Origin of the sequence: Pseudohongiella sp. (genome assembly GCF_011050365.1) — a bacterium.
Classification (GTDB): Bacteria; Pseudomonadota; Gammaproteobacteria; order Pseudomonadales; family Pseudohongiellaceae; genus Pseudohongiella.
In genome coordinates this window covers 1-16795 of sequence record NZ_DRFV01000009.1, presented here as the reverse complement: position 1 = coordinate 16795, position 16795 = coordinate 1, and the positions used below count along the sequence as shown (strand labels likewise).

8 protein-coding genes are annotated in these 16795 nt (G+C 57.7%); 3 read left to right on the top strand and 5 right to left on the bottom strand.

The genetic code is table 11. The features are described from left to right. Positions 1-86: 86 nt before the first annotated feature. The 4 genes from ENH71_RS07815 to ENH71_RS07800 form a co-directional block, all read right to left on the bottom strand. Positions 87-2351 carry a hypothetical protein gene (locus tag ENH71_RS07815; protein WP_294132166.1) on the bottom strand — a complete coding sequence of 755 codons (2265 nt, stop codon included), beginning with the start codon at positions 2349-2351 and terminating at the stop codon, positions 87-89. Positions 2352-2643: 292 nt separating this feature from the next. Beyond that, positions 2644-3696: an undecaprenyl/decaprenyl-phosphate alpha-N-acetylglucosaminyl 1-phosphate transferase gene (locus tag ENH71_RS07810; protein ID WP_294132164.1), complete on the bottom strand. Its 1053-nt coding sequence runs from the start codon at positions 3694-3696 to the stop codon at positions 2644-2646. A gap of 112 nt (positions 3697-3808) precedes the next feature. Continuing rightward, the gene (locus tag ENH71_RS07805) at positions 3809-6166 is read right to left on the bottom strand and encodes a hypothetical protein (protein WP_294132159.1); all 2358 of its coding nucleotides are present in this window, start codon (positions 6164-6166) and stop codon (positions 3809-3811) included. A gap of 244 nt (positions 6167-6410) precedes the next feature. Further along, complete coding sequence (locus tag ENH71_RS07800) at positions 6411-7544, bottom strand: hypothetical protein (RefSeq protein ID WP_294132156.1); 1134 nt, start codon at positions 7542-7544, stop codon at positions 6411-6413. A gap of 197 nt (positions 7545-7741) precedes the next feature. Here ENH71_RS07800 and smc point away from each other — a divergent pair, with 197 nt between their 5' ends. From smc to ligA, 3 genes are all read left to right on the top strand, one after another. Next, entirely contained in the window at positions 7742-11284 is a 3543-nt protein-coding gene (smc, locus tag ENH71_RS07795; RefSeq protein WP_294132153.1) for a chromosome segregation protein SMC, read from the top strand. 100 nt (positions 11285-11384) lie between these two features. Next, entirely contained in the window at positions 11385-13796 is a 2412-nt protein-coding gene (zipA, locus tag ENH71_RS07790) for a cell division protein ZipA (protein ID WP_294132151.1), read from the top strand. 12 nt (positions 13797-13808) lie between these two features. Then, positions 13809-15914: an NAD-dependent DNA ligase LigA gene (gene ligA, locus ENH71_RS07785; RefSeq protein ID WP_294132149.1), complete on the top strand. Its 2106-nt coding sequence runs from the start codon at positions 13809-13811 to the stop codon at positions 15912-15914. 47 nt (positions 15915-15961) lie between these two features. Here ligA and ENH71_RS07780 read toward each other — a convergent pair whose 3' ends face one another. Next, positions 15962-16570 (bottom strand): transglycosylase SLT domain-containing protein, encoded by a 609-nt coding sequence (locus ENH71_RS07780; protein WP_294132146.1) that lies wholly within the window; start codon positions 16568-16570, stop codon positions 15962-15964. Positions 16571-16795: the final 225 nt, after the last annotated feature.

Genomic DNA, 16795 nt, shown 5'->3' with positions numbered 1-16795 from the left:
GGATTAAAGGGGACGGAGGTTAGATTTGCTACGCAAATCCCTCCGTCCCCTTTAATCCTCCGTACTCTTTACATCTTTAAGCTCGTTTAATTGACGCCGTAAAGAACCTGAGTCCCGTTCGGTGCAATCACCTTGAAGTCAATGCGGCCATCGCCATTGACGTCCAAGGCCTGGAAGGCCACGCCGTTGGCATCCTTATTGGCGTCGTGGAACGCCGTTTCAGCCGCAGTCAGCGGGCTGATAAAGAAGCTGGGCTTGAAGCGGCCATTGCCTTCCGAGGTGATAATGCCGGTGCTGCGATCCACCTGGTAGGGGATCTGCGCGGCCTCCAGGCTGGCAAAGAAGTTGGTGTTGTCCATATAAGGCACCATGCGCTGCTGCACACCGTTGGCGCAGTTGACGCCAAAGCTGTACTCGGGAGCCGTGGGTGCGATGGTTGGCTCAACGATGGTGGTGCCACCGCACCTGAAGTCCAGTGTCTTGCCCGTCAGATTGTCGTAGGCAAACACCCCGGCAAAGCGCTGGCCGCCGCCGAAGTCGATACGGTAGGCAGCATCGTCGACACCAATGGTCATATTGGTGTAGCCCGCCTGCACCACGGCGAAACTAAAACCAAGCACATCGATGGGGACGGGTGCGAACCTCATGGCGTACCCTCTATTGACAATAACCGCTGTGCCATCACGCAGAATTCGGGTGCCGGTGGGTACTTCTGTCGGGACTGCACGGACGTCGATGTAATAAGCCGCATAGGCTTCGCCTGGAAACTCGAAGGTCAGGATCTTACTAAGGGAATCATCCTTCCTGACGACCCCGGTATTACTTTCAAGCGCGAAGGTGCCGCCGGTCCTGTCATCACCAAAGGAGAAGAAGCTGAGTGCATCACGGAGGTGCTCAGTGTTAACTTCGACTGATGCTTTACTTGCGTCAAACGCTGCTATGTTTGCGTTAACGATGTTGTTTGTGTAATTTTGACCATCGCGCATAAGCTCGGCCTTTGCGGCAATCTGCGCGTCCGTAAGCACGTCATTGGACGGAATACGAATGGACTGGCGAAGGGTTGCTTCCAGCGCAGCCGGGCTCGCGACCAGTGCCGCCGCAATCTCCTCGGGCGTCGCATTAGCGCCCAATCCGGCTTGGCGTATAGCCTCGCCGCGCGCCGACGCCTGGCCGGCTGCGACAACGCTGTTCACCATGGCGGCAGTGGCCGGTACTTTGGCTTTCTGCATGGCGTCAAGCGTCTTGTTGAGGGTGGCAACAGCAGCGCTCAGCTGAACCGGGTCGCCACTGACCTTGTTGATCAGCGTCACCACATTGCTGAATATTGTTGCCACGTTGGTCTGCACCGCTGCCTGCTGCTCGGCAGACAGTGTGTCGCCGTTGGTGACGGAGGTGGCCAGGGTTTCCAGCGAGGTTGCTGCCGTGTTCAGCGCGCTCTGTGCTTCTTCGGCAGTGCCGCTAGTTATGGCGGTATTGGCGGCCGCAGCAGCCGTGCCTGTGGCTTCAACGGTTGCTGTCTCAACCTGGCCTGCCGGAGTGCCGCCACCACCGGCGCCCGAACCGGCCGCCGCCGTGGTGAAGCGACCGTTAACCCGGTAGGAGCCGGCGCCGAAGTTTGCTTGCAGCTGGTCGGAGTTCAGGTCAAACACGGTGGTAGGTGGCGTCGCGGCAGTGAACGATGTAAAGGTACCTGTGTCGATTCCGAACCGGGCCTTGGGCGCGCCGGTTGTTTCCTCAATCACGATACTGTAGTCGTAGGTATTACCGCCGGTGTTGAATTCGCCCAGAATGTTTGAGAACAGCGAGTCGGGCAGCAGGCCATTGACCAGATTGGAACCACTGAAGCTGATGCCGCCGCCGCTGATGGCGTAGGGGCCATTCGCATTGGTATTATTCAGTGTTGTGGTTGCATTGAGCGAGCCTGCGCGGGCCAGCACGGTCAGATTCTGGGTTGGAATGTCGCCGGTCACAGTGGCCCCGTTCACGACAAGGTTCAGCGTGCCAATGTAGGCTTCCAGGCGACGGTTGGTGCCCACCTCTGAAATGGAGACACCGACCTTAAAGGTGTGTGTCTTGTTGGTTGGTGTGGCAGAGTTGCCCAGCGTGAAGGCAAAATTGGGAATGCCAAAGCTGTCGGTCAATGGGATACTGTTGATTGCCCCGACCTGGCCCGTTGCGTCCACCGCAGCGCTGCTTGAAAAGCCAGAACCGTTACTGAGGGTGAACTGCCCCTGAGTGCCTCCTGACGTGATGGTGAAGTCATTGGCGTTGGCGTAAACGCCAAATCCGGAGATGACACCGGCGACGACCAACTGGCCGACGCGTGTTTTGTAGCGGCTGTTGTTTTTCATTGTAAATCCCTTTCGAAGCAGCGATAGATTGATAAATGCCCGTCATGTAATGAGCAGCCAAATTGGTGGTCATAATCCGCAAAACAAAGGCAAGCCTGGTCCGAAGTACAATACTGTGCTCCGGGCCAGGCTGAAGGTCGATGTTGAGCTTTAGTGCCAAGTTTGTATTTGTTCACAATTACAAAGTCAATACTACCATGCAAATGCTTGGTTTTTGTGACGAAAATAACTGGATTGACGCTAGACTAGCATCTTTGTTTGCTTCGGACTATTAGCTGGTTGGCTAGTTACTCTAACGTCGCGGCTGAGTATGGTGGGTGTTCGCCAGAGCAACCGGGTGCCGGGTCGCTACCAGATAGATGGCAAACAGGCTCATGAATAACAGGAACATGGTGCCTTCCCGGACGCCGGCGATGTGTCCGCTCAGGCCGATGCTGCCAAACAGCACGGCTGCCGCATGCATGCCCAAGACGGTCTGCCGAGGTGTGAAACCAGCGTTCAGCAGTCGGTGATGCAAATGATCACGCCCTGGCGTGAACGGCGACAGGCCCCGCAGCGGACGCTTGATCATCAGGCTGACGGTGTCCATCAAAGGCACCGCCAGAAACCAGAGTGCATATACTGGGGCAATGAATGCATCGGTGCCTTGTGTAGCCGCTATCACCAGCCAGGCAAGAATGAAGCCCAGCAGGGTACTGCCGGCATCGCCCAGATAAATCAGTGCATTTTTTTTCCACAACATACGGAAGTTGAACGCGAGAAAGGCGAGGACAGCAACGATAAGAATCTGATTGAAACTGAGCATAGCGCTATGACCAGCCACCAGTGCTGCGATCGACAGGAAGACCAGGGCAATAACCACGAGGCCGCCGGACAGACCGTCCAGGCCGTCGCTCATGTTGACAGCATTGATCACGCCAACCGTTGCAAACATCGTTACCGGCACTGCTAACAGCCCCAGCTCCACTGGTCCCAGATACAACAGGCTGCCAAGCGAATCCAGCTTGACCCCCGCCAGCGTGGCCATGGCCAGCGCCGCAGCCGCATGGCAGGCGATACGCAGCGAAGCCCGTATTTCAAACAGGTCGTCAAGGATACCAACCAGCAGTACGAAGCCGGCTATCGCCAGCAGAAATTGGTAGTCTGCCATGACCACGGGTGACAGCATACAAATGGCAAGAGTGCCCAGGTAAATGCCAAGGCCGCCGATCATAGGTGTTGGCAGGCTATGGGTCTTGCGTCCGCCCGGCAGGTCTACCAGACCGACTAACGTTGCGACCGGTCGCAACGCCAGCAACATCATAGCTGTTAACGAGAATGTAAAAAGTAAGACAGTTGGGCTCATGATCGCAGAATCCATGCGTTTCGAGCGTGATTGTTGTTATATGGCGCGGTTGCCGATTTAAAAGGGACGGAGGGATTTGCTCGGCAAATCTCTCCGTCCCTTTTAAGCCTGCTTAATTGACGCCGTAGAGGACCTGTGTCCCGTTAGGTGCTATTACCTTGAAGTCAATGCGGCCATCACCGTTGACATCCATCGCCTGGAAGGCCACGCCATTGGCATCCTTGTTGGCTGCATGGAAAGCCGTTTCAGCAGCGGTCAGCGGGCTGATAAAGAAGCTGGGCTTGAAGCGGCCGTTGCCTTCCGAAGTAATAATGCCGGTGCTGCGATCCACCTGGTAGGGGATCTGCGCCGCCTGCAGGCTGGCAAAGAAGTTGGTGTTGTCCATGTAGGGCAACAGACGCTGGCGCACGCCGTTAGCGCAGTCGATGGCAAAGCCATAATCAGCGTCGGTGGGGGCGATGGTTGGCTCAACAATTGATGTGCCACCACAGTTGAAATCCAGCGTCTTGCCATTCAGGTTGTCGTAGGCAAACACCCCGGCAAAGCGTTGACCGCCGCCAAAGTCGATGCGGTAGGCACCGTCATCTGCGCTGAAGTTCATGTCGCTGTAGCCCGCCTGACTGACTGCCAGCGCGAAACCAAGGGTATCAACCGGTACCGGGGCCAGTTCCATTGAATAGCCATTGTTTATCATGATGGCGGTGCCATTGCGCAGAATCCGGATGCCGGTGGGTACTTCAGCCGGCGCCGCTCGGGCGGCAGTGATGTAACCGGCGTAGGCTTCGCCGGGAAGTTGAATAGTCAGGATTCCGGTCACATCATCAGTGGTGACCGTAGCGGTGCCTTCTGTCGCCAGCGCCAGCGTGCCCCCCATGCGGTGGTCAGAGAAAGACAGTTCGGCTGATTGGCGGAGTAAACATGCGCTACCTGGTCCTATGGCAAAGCCAAAGATGGCGTTAAAAACCGGTTGCGGGGTTGCACAGTCGCTTGTGCTCACGGTAACTAATTCCGATTTTGGTACTGCAATTGTTACTTTTTGACTGGAAGCTCCTCCTCCTTGGGGGCGGAGAGAAAGTGCCGTATTGACTGTTGTCTGCTGTTGAGACTGCGTCCGGACTGTGGTCGGCGGAATACGAATGGATTGCCGGATGGAGGCTTCCAGTGCGTCAGGGTCAGTGCTCAGTGCAGCGGCGACCTGCGCTGGCGTGGCGTCAGCTCCCAGACCTGCCTTACGGCGTGCCTCAATTCGCGCGGATGCCTGACCCGCTGCCACGACGCTGTTCACGATGGCGGCTGTTGCCGGTACGTTGGCTCGCTGCATGGCCGCCAACGTGTTGTTCAAAGTAGTGACCGCTGTTGTCAACGCAGCTTCATCGTTACCCACGTTGTTCAGCAGGGTAGTAATGTTGTTGAACACCGCTTGTACGTTGGTCTGTACCTGTGCTGTTTGTTCCTCTGAAAGCGTGGCGCCACCGGTGACCGAATTGGCCACGGTTTCCAGTGAAGTGGCGACATTGCCCAGCGCCGTTTGTGCCTCTGCGGGTGTGCCACTGGTGATGGCGTTGTTCAGGTTGTTGGCCGCAGTCTCCGTGCCGGTAACCGTTTCGGCGGGCACCTGAGTGGCGGGTGTGCCGCCACCGCCGCCGCCGCCACCTGAGGAGGTAGCCGCTGTGGTGAAACGACCGCTGACTTTGTAGACGTTATTGCCACCAAAAAAGTTCTGAATCTGATCGCTGTTCAGGTCGAATTCGCTACCACCCAGAGCTGCAGGGGTGAACGAGGTAAATCCGCCATTGTTGATGCCGAATTCGGCGGCGGGAGCCGCGCCATTTGTACTGCCGGATTGCTGAATGACGATATTGTAATCGTATGTGTTGCCTCCGGTGTTGAACTCACCCAGAATGTTTTCAAAGAGGGAATCTGGCGATAGGCGATTGACCAGGTTGCTGCCGCTGAAGCTGACACCGCCACCGCTGATGGTGATTGGGCCATTATTGGCATTGTTGGTTAAGGTGGTAGTCGCGTTCAGTGAGCCTGCCCGCGCCAAAACCGTCATGTCTTGCGATCCCGGAATAGAGCCCGTTACAGTTGTGTTATTAACGTTCAGGTTCAGTGTGCCAATATAGGCTTCCAGGCGGCGGTTGGTGTTCAACTCGGTTATAGAGACACCCACTCTGAACGAATATGTTGTGTCTGTTGGCGTCGCGGCATTGCCCAGCGTAAAGGCGAAGTTGGGAATACCAAAACTGGCAGTCAGGGGCACGTTGTTGATCGCTGCTACCGTGCCTGTGTTATCCACTGCCGGTGTGGCGGAAAAGCCAGAGCCGTTACTGAGCGTGAATTGCCCCTGAGTGCCACTTGATGACTCGATGGTGAAGTCATTGGCGTTGGCGTAAACACCAAATCCGGAGATGACACCTGCGACGACCAGCTGGCCGACGCGCGTTTTGTAACGGCTCTTGTTTTTCATTGCGTATCCCTCTCGAAGCAGCGATGGTTTAAATAAAGCAGAAAATGTCGCGAGTTTCGCCCATGAAGCATAGTGTTGGGCCTGTCGGCGCAGGTATTTGGCAGTAGGTTAGCACTAAAACCACAAGAATTTATAGTTGTAAAGTCAATTTTATCGCGCGAATGCCTGATTTTTGTGACATAAAAGCCACTCGAGCCCAAATATTAGCATTTTCACCGTGCAGGTCTATTAGCTATTTGGCTAATCAGCGTCGCGCGAAGTCCGCCACAGACAGGCGTATGCCCAGTTTCAGCTCGGCATAACCATATGGTATGTCCGAAAAACTGCCGCTCAGTGGATTGTTGTAGTGTGGAATGACACCCACAAATTGGTTAGCAAACAGTTTGCCGCCCAGGCCGATATGGATTCGCGGGGTTACCCACCAGTTGATATTGGCGTACACCGTGTGGTTGGTGGTGGCAGAGTTGCCCAGATCATTGCCACGCAAAAAAGAGGGGATCAGGCTACTGTCGCTGCTGTTTATATCCTGCCGCCGGGCGTTGATGCGTATGTATTCATAACCTGCCTGCAATGGCAGGCGCGGCAGCAATTGCCAGCTCAGACTGGCGCCCAGCAGCAGATAGTTCTCTTCCAGGTCAAAGGTCTGCAGAAACTGATCGCGCAGAAATTGCAAATCGATCTCCGTGCTGGTCCCCGACGACGACTCCGATTTGCCATAACCGGCCCAGGCACTCAGGGCGACATTGGGCAGAATGGGTCGGGTCATGATGATGCGCGCGCGCCAGCCCTCGTCACGCAGGCGATCCATGGCAAAGCGCTGGGGCGGCTCAAAACGGATATTGGTACTGGCATTGAATTGAAAGCTTTCAAGGTAGCCATCAAAGTCGTCGCTGATATTCTCCGTGTGCGTTAACTCAAGCGCTGCGCTGGTCCAGGGCCGGGTCTGATCAATGGCGGTGCTTTCAAAAAACACCCATTTGGCGCCCCAGTCGGTACTTCGGGTGGAGAGCCCCTGGCTGAGATCCAGTATGTTAACGCTGGCCGGCTGGTTTACCTTGAGAGTCAGGTCCTGATCCTGTTGCCGGTAGAACAGCTCCAGACCGCGCCAGATACCGAGTCTCAGTTCGCCACGCCAGCCATCCAGGTCGCCACTGTTATCGATAAGCCGGCTGTTGCCTGCCAGAAATTCGTCGCGGAAATTGAGCACGTCAATGGTGTCATCAACCAGCAGCAGGTTGCCACTTAGTTCTGTCTCCCCCGGGCCCAGCGTATAGGCACTGGTGTGGCCGTTGCCAATCCAGCCAAAAGGCTGCTCAGCGTTTACGCCACTGGCCAGGAGTGCTGACGCACTCAGCAAAAGAGCAGACACCTTGCGCATGAAATTCTCCCTGTTTATTGGCGGAAAAAAGACTACCACATTTCTGTACCAGGGGGCGGGGAGATTTACCTGTAAGTTCCCGCGCGCCCGCGACATGCCCTTTACCTGTTCAAGCGGGTGTACGCTGCGGGCAAAAATCAGCTACACTTCCGTCTTTGATCAGAACAACAAACAACGGATCGTTGGCAGACCTCTAAATGCGTTTAAAAAGTATCAAACTCGCTGGCTTTAAATCCTTTGTGGACCCTACAACGGTCAACTTCCCCAGCAATCTGGCAGCGGTCGTCGGCCCCAACGGCTGCGGCAAATCCAATATCATCGACGCGGTGCGCTGGGTCATGGGCGAAAGCTCGGCCAAGAACCTGCGCGGCGAGAACATGACCGATGTCATTTTTAATGGCTCAGGTAATCGCAAACCGGTCGGCCAGGCCAGCATTGAGCTGGTGTTTGATAACAGCGACAACCGCATTAAAGGCGAATACGCCAGCTTCGCCGAGATTTCCATCAAACGCAAAGTTTCCCGCGACGGCACCAACATGTACATGTTGAACGGCACCAAGTGCCGCCGTCGTGACATCACCGATATTTTTCTCGGCACCGGCCTGGGCCCGCGCAGTTATTCCATTATTGAGCAGGGCATGGTGTCACGCCTGATCGAGTCCAAACCGGAAGAGCTGCGCATCTTCATCGAAGAGGCCGCCGGCATCTCCAAGTATAAGGAGCGCCGCCGCGACACCGAGAACCGCATCAAGCGTACCCGCGAAAACATGGAGCGTCTGACCGACATCCGTGATGAATTGACGCGGCAGTTGGCGCACCTGCACCGGCAGGCGCAGGCAGCTGAAAAGTACAAAGAATACAAGGCTCAAGAGCGTGATCTTAAGGCGCAATATGACGCGCTGCGCTGGCGCGCGCTGGACACCGAAGTGCAGTCCAAGCAGGGGGTGATCAAGGATCTGGAGCTGCAGATCGAGTCGGTCGTTGCCGAACAGCGCGGTCTGGATGCCAAACATGAAGAGCTGCTGCTCAAGCACACCGATCTCAACGATGAGCTCAGTGAAGTGCAGGGCCGGTATTACAGTCTGGGCGGCGACATTGCCCGCATTGAACAGTCCATTGAGCATCACATTGAGCGCCTGAAACAGTTGCGCCAGGATCTCGATGAGAACCAGCGCAACTTCCAGCAGTCGCAAACTGAAGCCCAGGTCGACGTGCAGAAAATGGCGGCGCTGGAGGAAGAACTTGCTGTGCTTGAGCCGGAGCTGGAGCTGGCCGAGCATGCGCAGGAAGAATCCGCCATCAAGCTGGAAGACGCTGAAGAGCAGATGCAGGGCTGGCAGCAGACCTGGGATGAGTTCAGTCAGCGCTCGGAAGAGCCCCGGCAATTGGCCGAAGTAGAGCAGTCCCGCATCCAGCAGCTGGAGAAGATTGTCGAGCGCGGCGTTGAGCGTCGCAGCCGGCTGCGTGAAGAGCGCCAGACACTGGGTGAAAACCCCGAGCAGGATGCCATCGACGAACTATCCGTGCAGATCACTGCCATGGAAGATCAGCTCGACAGTAAACAGACACGGAACTCCGAGCTCGCCTCGCAGATTGAGCAGGAGCGCGGCCAGGGTCAGCAGCTCGGTCACGAGCTTGATCAGGCGCGCAGCGAGCTGCAGCGCCAAAAGGGCCAGTTCTCGTCGCTGGATGCCCTGCAGAAATCCGCCCTTGGCCAGACCGACGACAAACTCAACCGCTGGCTGAAGGACAAATCCCTGAGCGAGCGCAGTCGTCTGGGCGAGCGTATAAAAGTAGCGTCTGGCTGGGAACCGGCGGTGGAAGCTGTGCTCGGCGACACCCTGCAAGCGGTGTGCGTCGACGACCTGGATTCGGTGGCAGGTGCGATGGCTGAACTGCCGTCGGGTGTGTTGTCGTTGCTGGAAACGGGGCCTTTAATGGGGACGGAGGAGATACTTTCGGCGTCAAAGGAGACGGGGGCCAAAGTATCTCCTCCGTCCCCATTATCGGGCAAGATCACCGCTGATTTCGACATCAGCGCCTTGCTGCAGGGCATTTACACCGCCGACACGCTGGATCAGGCGCTGGCGGCACGCAAATCGCTGAGCGGCGCCGATTCAGTGGTGACGCCGCAGGGTCTGTGGCTGGGTCGCAACTGGATCCGGGTGCGTAAATCGGTGGATGCCAGCGAAGGGCTGCTGGCACGCAAGGGCGAGATGAGCCGCCTGAGCGAGCAGATGGAGATTCTGCAGCAGCAGGCTGACGAGCTACTGGAAAACCAGCAGGCCAGCCGCGAGGCACTCCGTGACCTGGAAGGCGAGCGTGAAAACGTGCAGCGCGAAATCGCCCAGATCAGCCGCGAATACAGCGAACTGAAATCCCGGCTCAGCGCCAAGATCATGAAGGAAGAGCAGACCACCCAGCGTCGTCAGCGTCTGCAGCACGAGCTGGAAGAGCTGGAAAAGCAGCTTGAGGTCGAGCAGGAGAACATCGCCCGCTCGCGCGAAAACCTGCAGAATGCGCTGGATGCCATGGAGCAGGACATTGAGCGCCGCGAGACCCTGATGCAGCAGCGCGACTCTTTGCGCGGGAGCCTCGATCAGATCCGTCAGCAGGCCCGCCATGACAAGGATCAAAGCCACCAGTTGAGCGTGCGCGAACAGTTGTTACGCTCGCAGATCACCTCCATGCGCGACACCATGGCCCGCATGAACACCCAGGTGTTGCGGGCCAAAGAGCGCATCGAGTCCATCGAAAAGCAGCTCAATGAATCCGACATGCCGCTGGAAGGCAAACGCACCGAGCTGGAAACGCTGCTGCAGAACCGCCTGGAAGTGGAAGACAAAATGAATGCCGCCAAGGCCGCCGCCGATGAGAACGAGCATCAGCTGCGCGCGCTGGAACAAGAAAGAGCAGGGTTCGAACGCAAAGCCGGCGGCCTGCGTGAGCAGCTCATGGAGCATCGCCTGAAGACCGAAGGTGACCTGGTCAAACGTGAAGCGCTGTCCGAGCAGTTAAAGGACGCCCGCTACGACCTGGATACGGTGCTGGCCAATCTGCCCGATGATCTGACCCAGCAAAGCTGCGAGGATGAACTGGAAGCCATCGGCAACCGCGTCCAGCGTCTGGGCGCCATCAACCTGGCGGCAATCGAGGAATACGAGCAGCAGTCCGAGCGCAAGGTGTATCTGGATGCCCAGAACGACGACCTGGAACGCGCGCTGCTGACCCTGGAAAACGCCATCCGCAAGATCGACCGGGAAACCCGCACGCGTTTTAAAGAGACCTTCGACAAGATCAACGCTGGCCTGCAGGAGCTGTTCCCCAAAGTGTTCGGTGGCGGTCACGCCTATCTGGACATGACCGGCGACGACCTGCTGGATACCGGGGTGGCAATCATGGCGCGGCCCCCGGGCAAGCGCAACAGCACCATTCACTTGCTGTCAGGTGGTGAGAAGGCGATGACCGCGATTGCGCTGGTATTCTCCATCTTCCGCCTCAACCCCTCACCGTTCTGTATGCTCGATGAGGTTGACGCGCCGCTTGATGATGCCAACGTAGGGCGTTATGGTCGACTGGTGAAAGAAATGTCCGACACCGTGCAGTTTGTGTTTATTACCCACAACAAACTCACCATGGAAATCGCCAATCAGCTGTTGGGTGTTACCATGCATGAACCGGGCGTGTCGCGGATCGTGGCGGTAGATATTGAGGAAGCAGCAGAACTGGCTGCGATGTAAGGGCTTGTAAAGGGGACGGAGGGATTTAGCGGGCTAAATCCCTCCGTCCCCTTTACAAGCCCTTACAATCAACAAATAAACTTTCAGGAAACAGTAAACAATGGGTTTACGGGAACTGCTGATTCTTATACTGATTCTGGCTATCGTGGTCGTGGTACTGCGAGGCCTGTATGTGGCGCTGCGCTCCCGTCGCGGGCAGATCAAGATCGCCCTGGAAAAAAACATCCCCGAATATGACCTGGACGAACTGGAGATGCGCGAGCTGCCCAACGGTGGCGCGCGTCAGGTCGAGCGGTCCTTTGCCGAGGTATTGCGGCAGAATTCTGCACACGCCGCCAAGGCCAATGCCACCGCCACCGGCAAACCCTCCACCCTGCGACGGGGCGCCAAAGGCCTGAAGACCAATCTGTCGCGCACCGGCACGCGCACGGCGGCGATGTCGGCGGCAGCCCAGCCCCGGGCCGATGAAGCGGTCAAGTCCACAGCTGCGCCTGAGTCAGCAGCGGCGCGCGACGCGCAGTCAGCACCCGAACTGGATTTTGCCCCGGCCGACGAACCCATGCTGATTGATGAAGGCCTGGATGCCGAGCAGGGCGTCACCGAACAGCCGCGCCATGAGGATCAGGACGATCCGGCAGATTACGAGGCAGCACTTTCCGAACCGCAGGCGGACGCCGGCGATGAAGAGCCGCTGTTTGATGAAGAACCGCTGGTGAATGTCGGCGACGGCAATTTTGACGAAGAAATGTTGTCAGAGCCGGGAGAGGACACCAGGCCTGCAGATGATGTCACCAGTGACACGCCGGAGATTCAGGAGCCGGTGTTCAGTTTTGTCGCCGAACGCGACGACCATGAGGACATCGAAGCGTTCGACAGCGACTATGCTGACGATGACGGTGACGGTGACGCATCTGACGATGAGTGGGCCGATGATGATGACGATACCGATGTGTTCGGGGAAAAGATTCAGCGCACTGTCAAAGACGATACCGCCGGCGCAGCGCAGCGCAGTGTCGAGGTCGGCGCCGACGAAGATGAGGATGAAGAAGAGGCAGAACTCGACGACGTGCTCGACGAGCTTTTGCTATCGGCAACACCGGTGGAGCCATTGCGCCCGACCGTGGTTCATACCGAAGAGTTTTCGGAACCTGCGCTGACCTGGGATGCGATGTCAGAGCCTGAGCCAGAACCAGAGCCTGAAATCGAGCCGGACTATGAGCCAGAGCCGGAGATCGAACCGGACTACGAGCCAGAACCAGAGATTGACCCGGACTATGAGCCGGAACCCGAGGTTGAGCCAACGCCTGAGCCAAAACCGGAATTTGAGCCAACGCCTGAGCCCGAGCCGGAATTTGAGCCAGAGCCAGAGTACCAGGCTGATCCGCTGCTGGACTATGCCGCGGATGACATGGAAGCTGAAGAGCAGCAACAGGCAACACAACACCCGCACCACGACTCGCAGTCCGACCCCTTACCGGTCGAGGATGATATGCCCGATTTTGACAATGAATACATAGCCGACCCGGAGCCACAGCCCGAGGAAGATGATTCCTTCACGGCCAGCCGGGATGATGACATGGACGTGCTGTTTGACGACGATGATCGTGAACGTCGCATAGCCGCCCTGGAAGAACAGCAGGACTCCGCCCCCAAACGTTTCATGTCCTGGGTGGGCGGTGCTTTCGGCCGGACTGCTGGCAGCAGCAAGGTGCGTGAGCAGGCGCAGGAAGAGCAGGCAGAAGCGCATCAGGAAGAGCAGGCTAAAGCCGGGAAATCCGACAAGGCTGATAAAAAAGCTCGCAAGAAACTCGCCAAGGCCGAGAAAAAGCGAGCCCAGCGCGAGCTGGAAGAAAACCAGGCGGCGCAACGCGAAGCGGTTGCGGATGATGACAGCTATGACGATTTTGACGACGGCATCCTGTCGGTTCGTGAAACAGAGCGTCCTGGCGCTGCGGAACGGGCGCGGGCAGAGCAATTGCGGCAAAGTCAGCTGGATCTGGACGGCGACAATGACGAAGACCTGTCAGTGCAGGAAGAAGAACCGCGTGCCCAGGAACCCCCCGAGTACAGCGAAGTGCTGGTGATCAATGTGCTGGCACGTCCGGGCACAGAACTGGCCGGTGACGACCTGCTGCCGGTGCTGATGAGCAACGGCCTGAAGTTCGGCGAGATGTCGATTTTCCATCGTCATACCGACAAGATCGGTGGCCGCAAAAACGGCCCGGTAATGTTCAGTGTGGCCAATGCGCTCAATCCGGGCACCTTTGATCTCAACCGGATCAGTGAGTTCGCCACCCTGGGTGTGTGTTTCTTCATGACACTGCCCAATGTGGTCAACAATATGATGGCGTTTGAACAGATGCTGGCAACCGCACGCAAGGTACAGGCAGCGCTGGATGCCGAACTCAAGGACGACAACCGCTCGGTCATGACCGCGCAGACGGTAGAACACTATCGCCAGCGCATCCGTGACTTCGAATTGCAGGAACTAAAAAACGCCCACGCACGGTAAGCGTCCACAGCCATGGCCGACATCTCTCCCGAGCACGCAAAGCAAGAAATAGACAGCCTGCGTCGCCAGATCAATCACCATAATTCCCTGTATCACCAGTTCAGCGCGCCGGAGATTCCGGACGTGGATTACGACAGGCTGTTTGATCGGCTGGTCGAGCTGGAAACTGCGTTCCCGCAATTGCTGACACCTGACTCCCCCACGCAACGAGTCGGAGACAAGCCGTTGGCCGGTTTTACCCAGGTGAAGCATGACGTGCCAATGATGTCACTGGCCAAGGTGTTCAATGACAGCGATCTGGCTGACTTTGAAACCCGCATCCTCAAGCGGCTGGAGATTGAGGACGAAGACGCTGAGCCTCCCGTTTACAGCTGCGAACCGAAGATCGACGGGGTGGCGGTCAGCCTGCTGTATGAGCAGGGCCTGCTGGTGCGCGCGGCTACCCGCGGCGATGGTGTCACCGGTGAAGATATCACGCACAATGTGCGAACCATCGGCAGCATACCGCTGAGGCTGGGCACCGGCGACAGCCCTGAGCGCCTGGAAGTGCCGGACCGGTTGGAGGTGCGCGGCGAGATTTACATGACCCGCTCCGGGTTTGCCGCCATGAATGAAGAGGCCGAACGCAGCGAAGACGGACGCACTTTCGTCAATCCCCGCAATGCTGCCTCCGGTGCCTTGCGTCAGCTGGATCCGCGCATTGCCGCCAAACGGCCATTGCGTTTCTTCACCTACTCAGCGCTGGTAAAGGGGACGGAGGGATTTAGCGAGCTAAATCCCTCCGTCCCCTTTACGCACAGTGGTATCCTCGAACTGTTGGGGCAGTGGGGCCTGCCGCTGAACCCCGAACGCGCCGTGGTCTCTGGTTATCAGGCCTGTCTGGCTTACGCCAACCAGTTGCTCGCCAAGCGCGACCAGCTTGACTATGAAATCGACGGTGCGGTGATCAAGGTCGACAACATCCGGCTGCAGAACGAGCTGGGCAGCAACGCCCGCACGCCGCGCTGGGCCATGGCTTACAAATTTCCCGCCGAAGAAGCATCCACCACCGTCAACGATGTGGAGTTTCAGGTTGGTCGCACGGGCACCATCACGCCGGTGGCGCGCCTGGAACCGGTGTTTGTCGGTGGCGTTACCGTCAGCAATGCCACCCTGCACAATATGGACGAGATCGAACGCCTGGGCCTGCGCATCGGTGATCGGGTCATTCTGCGCCGCGCCGGTGATGTGATTCCCAAAATCGTGTCAGTGGTAAAGGGGACGTCGTTAAAGGGGACGGAGGGATTTACCGAGCTAAATCCCTCCGTCCCCTTTACAGAAATAACCATGCTCAGCACCTGTCCGGCCTGCGATTCCCCGGTCGAAAAAGACGGCGACGTGCTGTACCGCTGCACCGGCGGCCTGATCTGCCCGGCACAGCGCAAGGAGTCTCTGCGGCACTTCTGCTCACGCGCGGCACTGGACATTGAAGGTCTGGGCGAAAAACTGGTGGAGCAACTGGTGGACGCCGACATGGTCAAAACCGTGGCCGATGTGTTCACGCTGAACAAAGAAGATCTGCTCAGCCTGGAGCGCATGGGGGAAAAATCTGCCGATAATTTGCTGGCCGCAATCGATAAATCCAGGTCCACCACCTTGCCGCGATTGTTGTATGGACTGGGCATCCGGGAAGTGGGCGAGGCAACAGCGCTGTCGCTGGCCACACATTTCGGCAGCCTGGAAAAACTGATGCAGGCCGACCAGGAAGCGCTGGAGCAGGTCGCCGATGTCGGGCCGATCATGGCCGAACATATTGCACATTTCTTTGCCAATGAAGAAAACGACAAGGTCATCGCCCAGCTGCGCGAGCGCGGTGTCACCTGGCCCGAGCATCAGGCACAGAGCGTCTCGGACGAACTGGCCGGACAAACCTGGGTACTGACCGGCACGCTGGAAACCATGACCCGCGACGAAGCCCGGGCGGCACTGCAGGCGCTGGGCGCCAAAGTGTCAGGCAGCGTCTCCAAAAAAACCAGTTGTGTGGTGGCTGGCCCCGGCGCCGGCTCCAAGCTCGACAAAGCCAATGAACTGGGCGTCAAGGTCATCGACGAACAGGGTCTGATCGACCTGCTGTCGTAAAGGGGACGGAGGGATTTATCCGTAAATCCCTCCGTCCCCTTTACAGATTAGAACCCCAGTACCCGGCGGATCCAGCTTCGCCCCAGCTCTTCGCGGCAGCTGGCATATTGCAGCTGGTAGCGGTTGGCGTTTTGCTGCACGCGCTCGGCCACAGGCATCAGCCAGGCCTTGTCGCGGTAAGTGCCCCGATTAAAACCCGCATGACCCTCATGATAGGCCAGGTACAGGTTGCGGGCATCGTCACGCTGAATGCTGTTGCGGCGGTAACTGTGCTGGTTGTACCAGCCGACAAAGTCGACCGCGTCACCAAAATTGCTGCGCCGGGCCAGCATATTGCCCGTCTCGCGCCGGTACTCATCCCAGGTCGTGTTTAACGCCTGGGCATAACCGCGCGCCGTGGATGGCCGGGTCCAGGGGATAAAACCCAGCAAGCGGGTACGCTGGGGTCGGGCGCGAGCCTGAAATCCGGACTCCTGGTTGATAAAAGCCATGGTCACCGGCACCGGCACGTCCCAGCGCTCCTCAGTGCGCTCCGCCGCGCGATACCAGGAGCGCCGCTCCTCAAACATGTCACACACGTTGCCGGGGTTGGCCGGGCGCGTGCTCACGCAAGCGGTGAGGAAGAGCAATATTGTGGATGCCAGGAGCAGTCTCATAAAGGTAGTATAACGCAAGGTCGGCAAAGGCGCTGTTAAAGGGGACGGAGGGATTTTGCGTGCTAAATCCCTCCGTCCCCTTTAACAAAACCAAGGAGCTGTGGTGGACAAGGATTTCAGACACGACATCAACGCGTTGCGCGCCATCGCCGTGGTGGCGGTGCTGCTGTTTCATTTTCGGGTGCCGGGTTTTGCCGGCGGGTTTGCTGGCGTTGACGTGTTTTT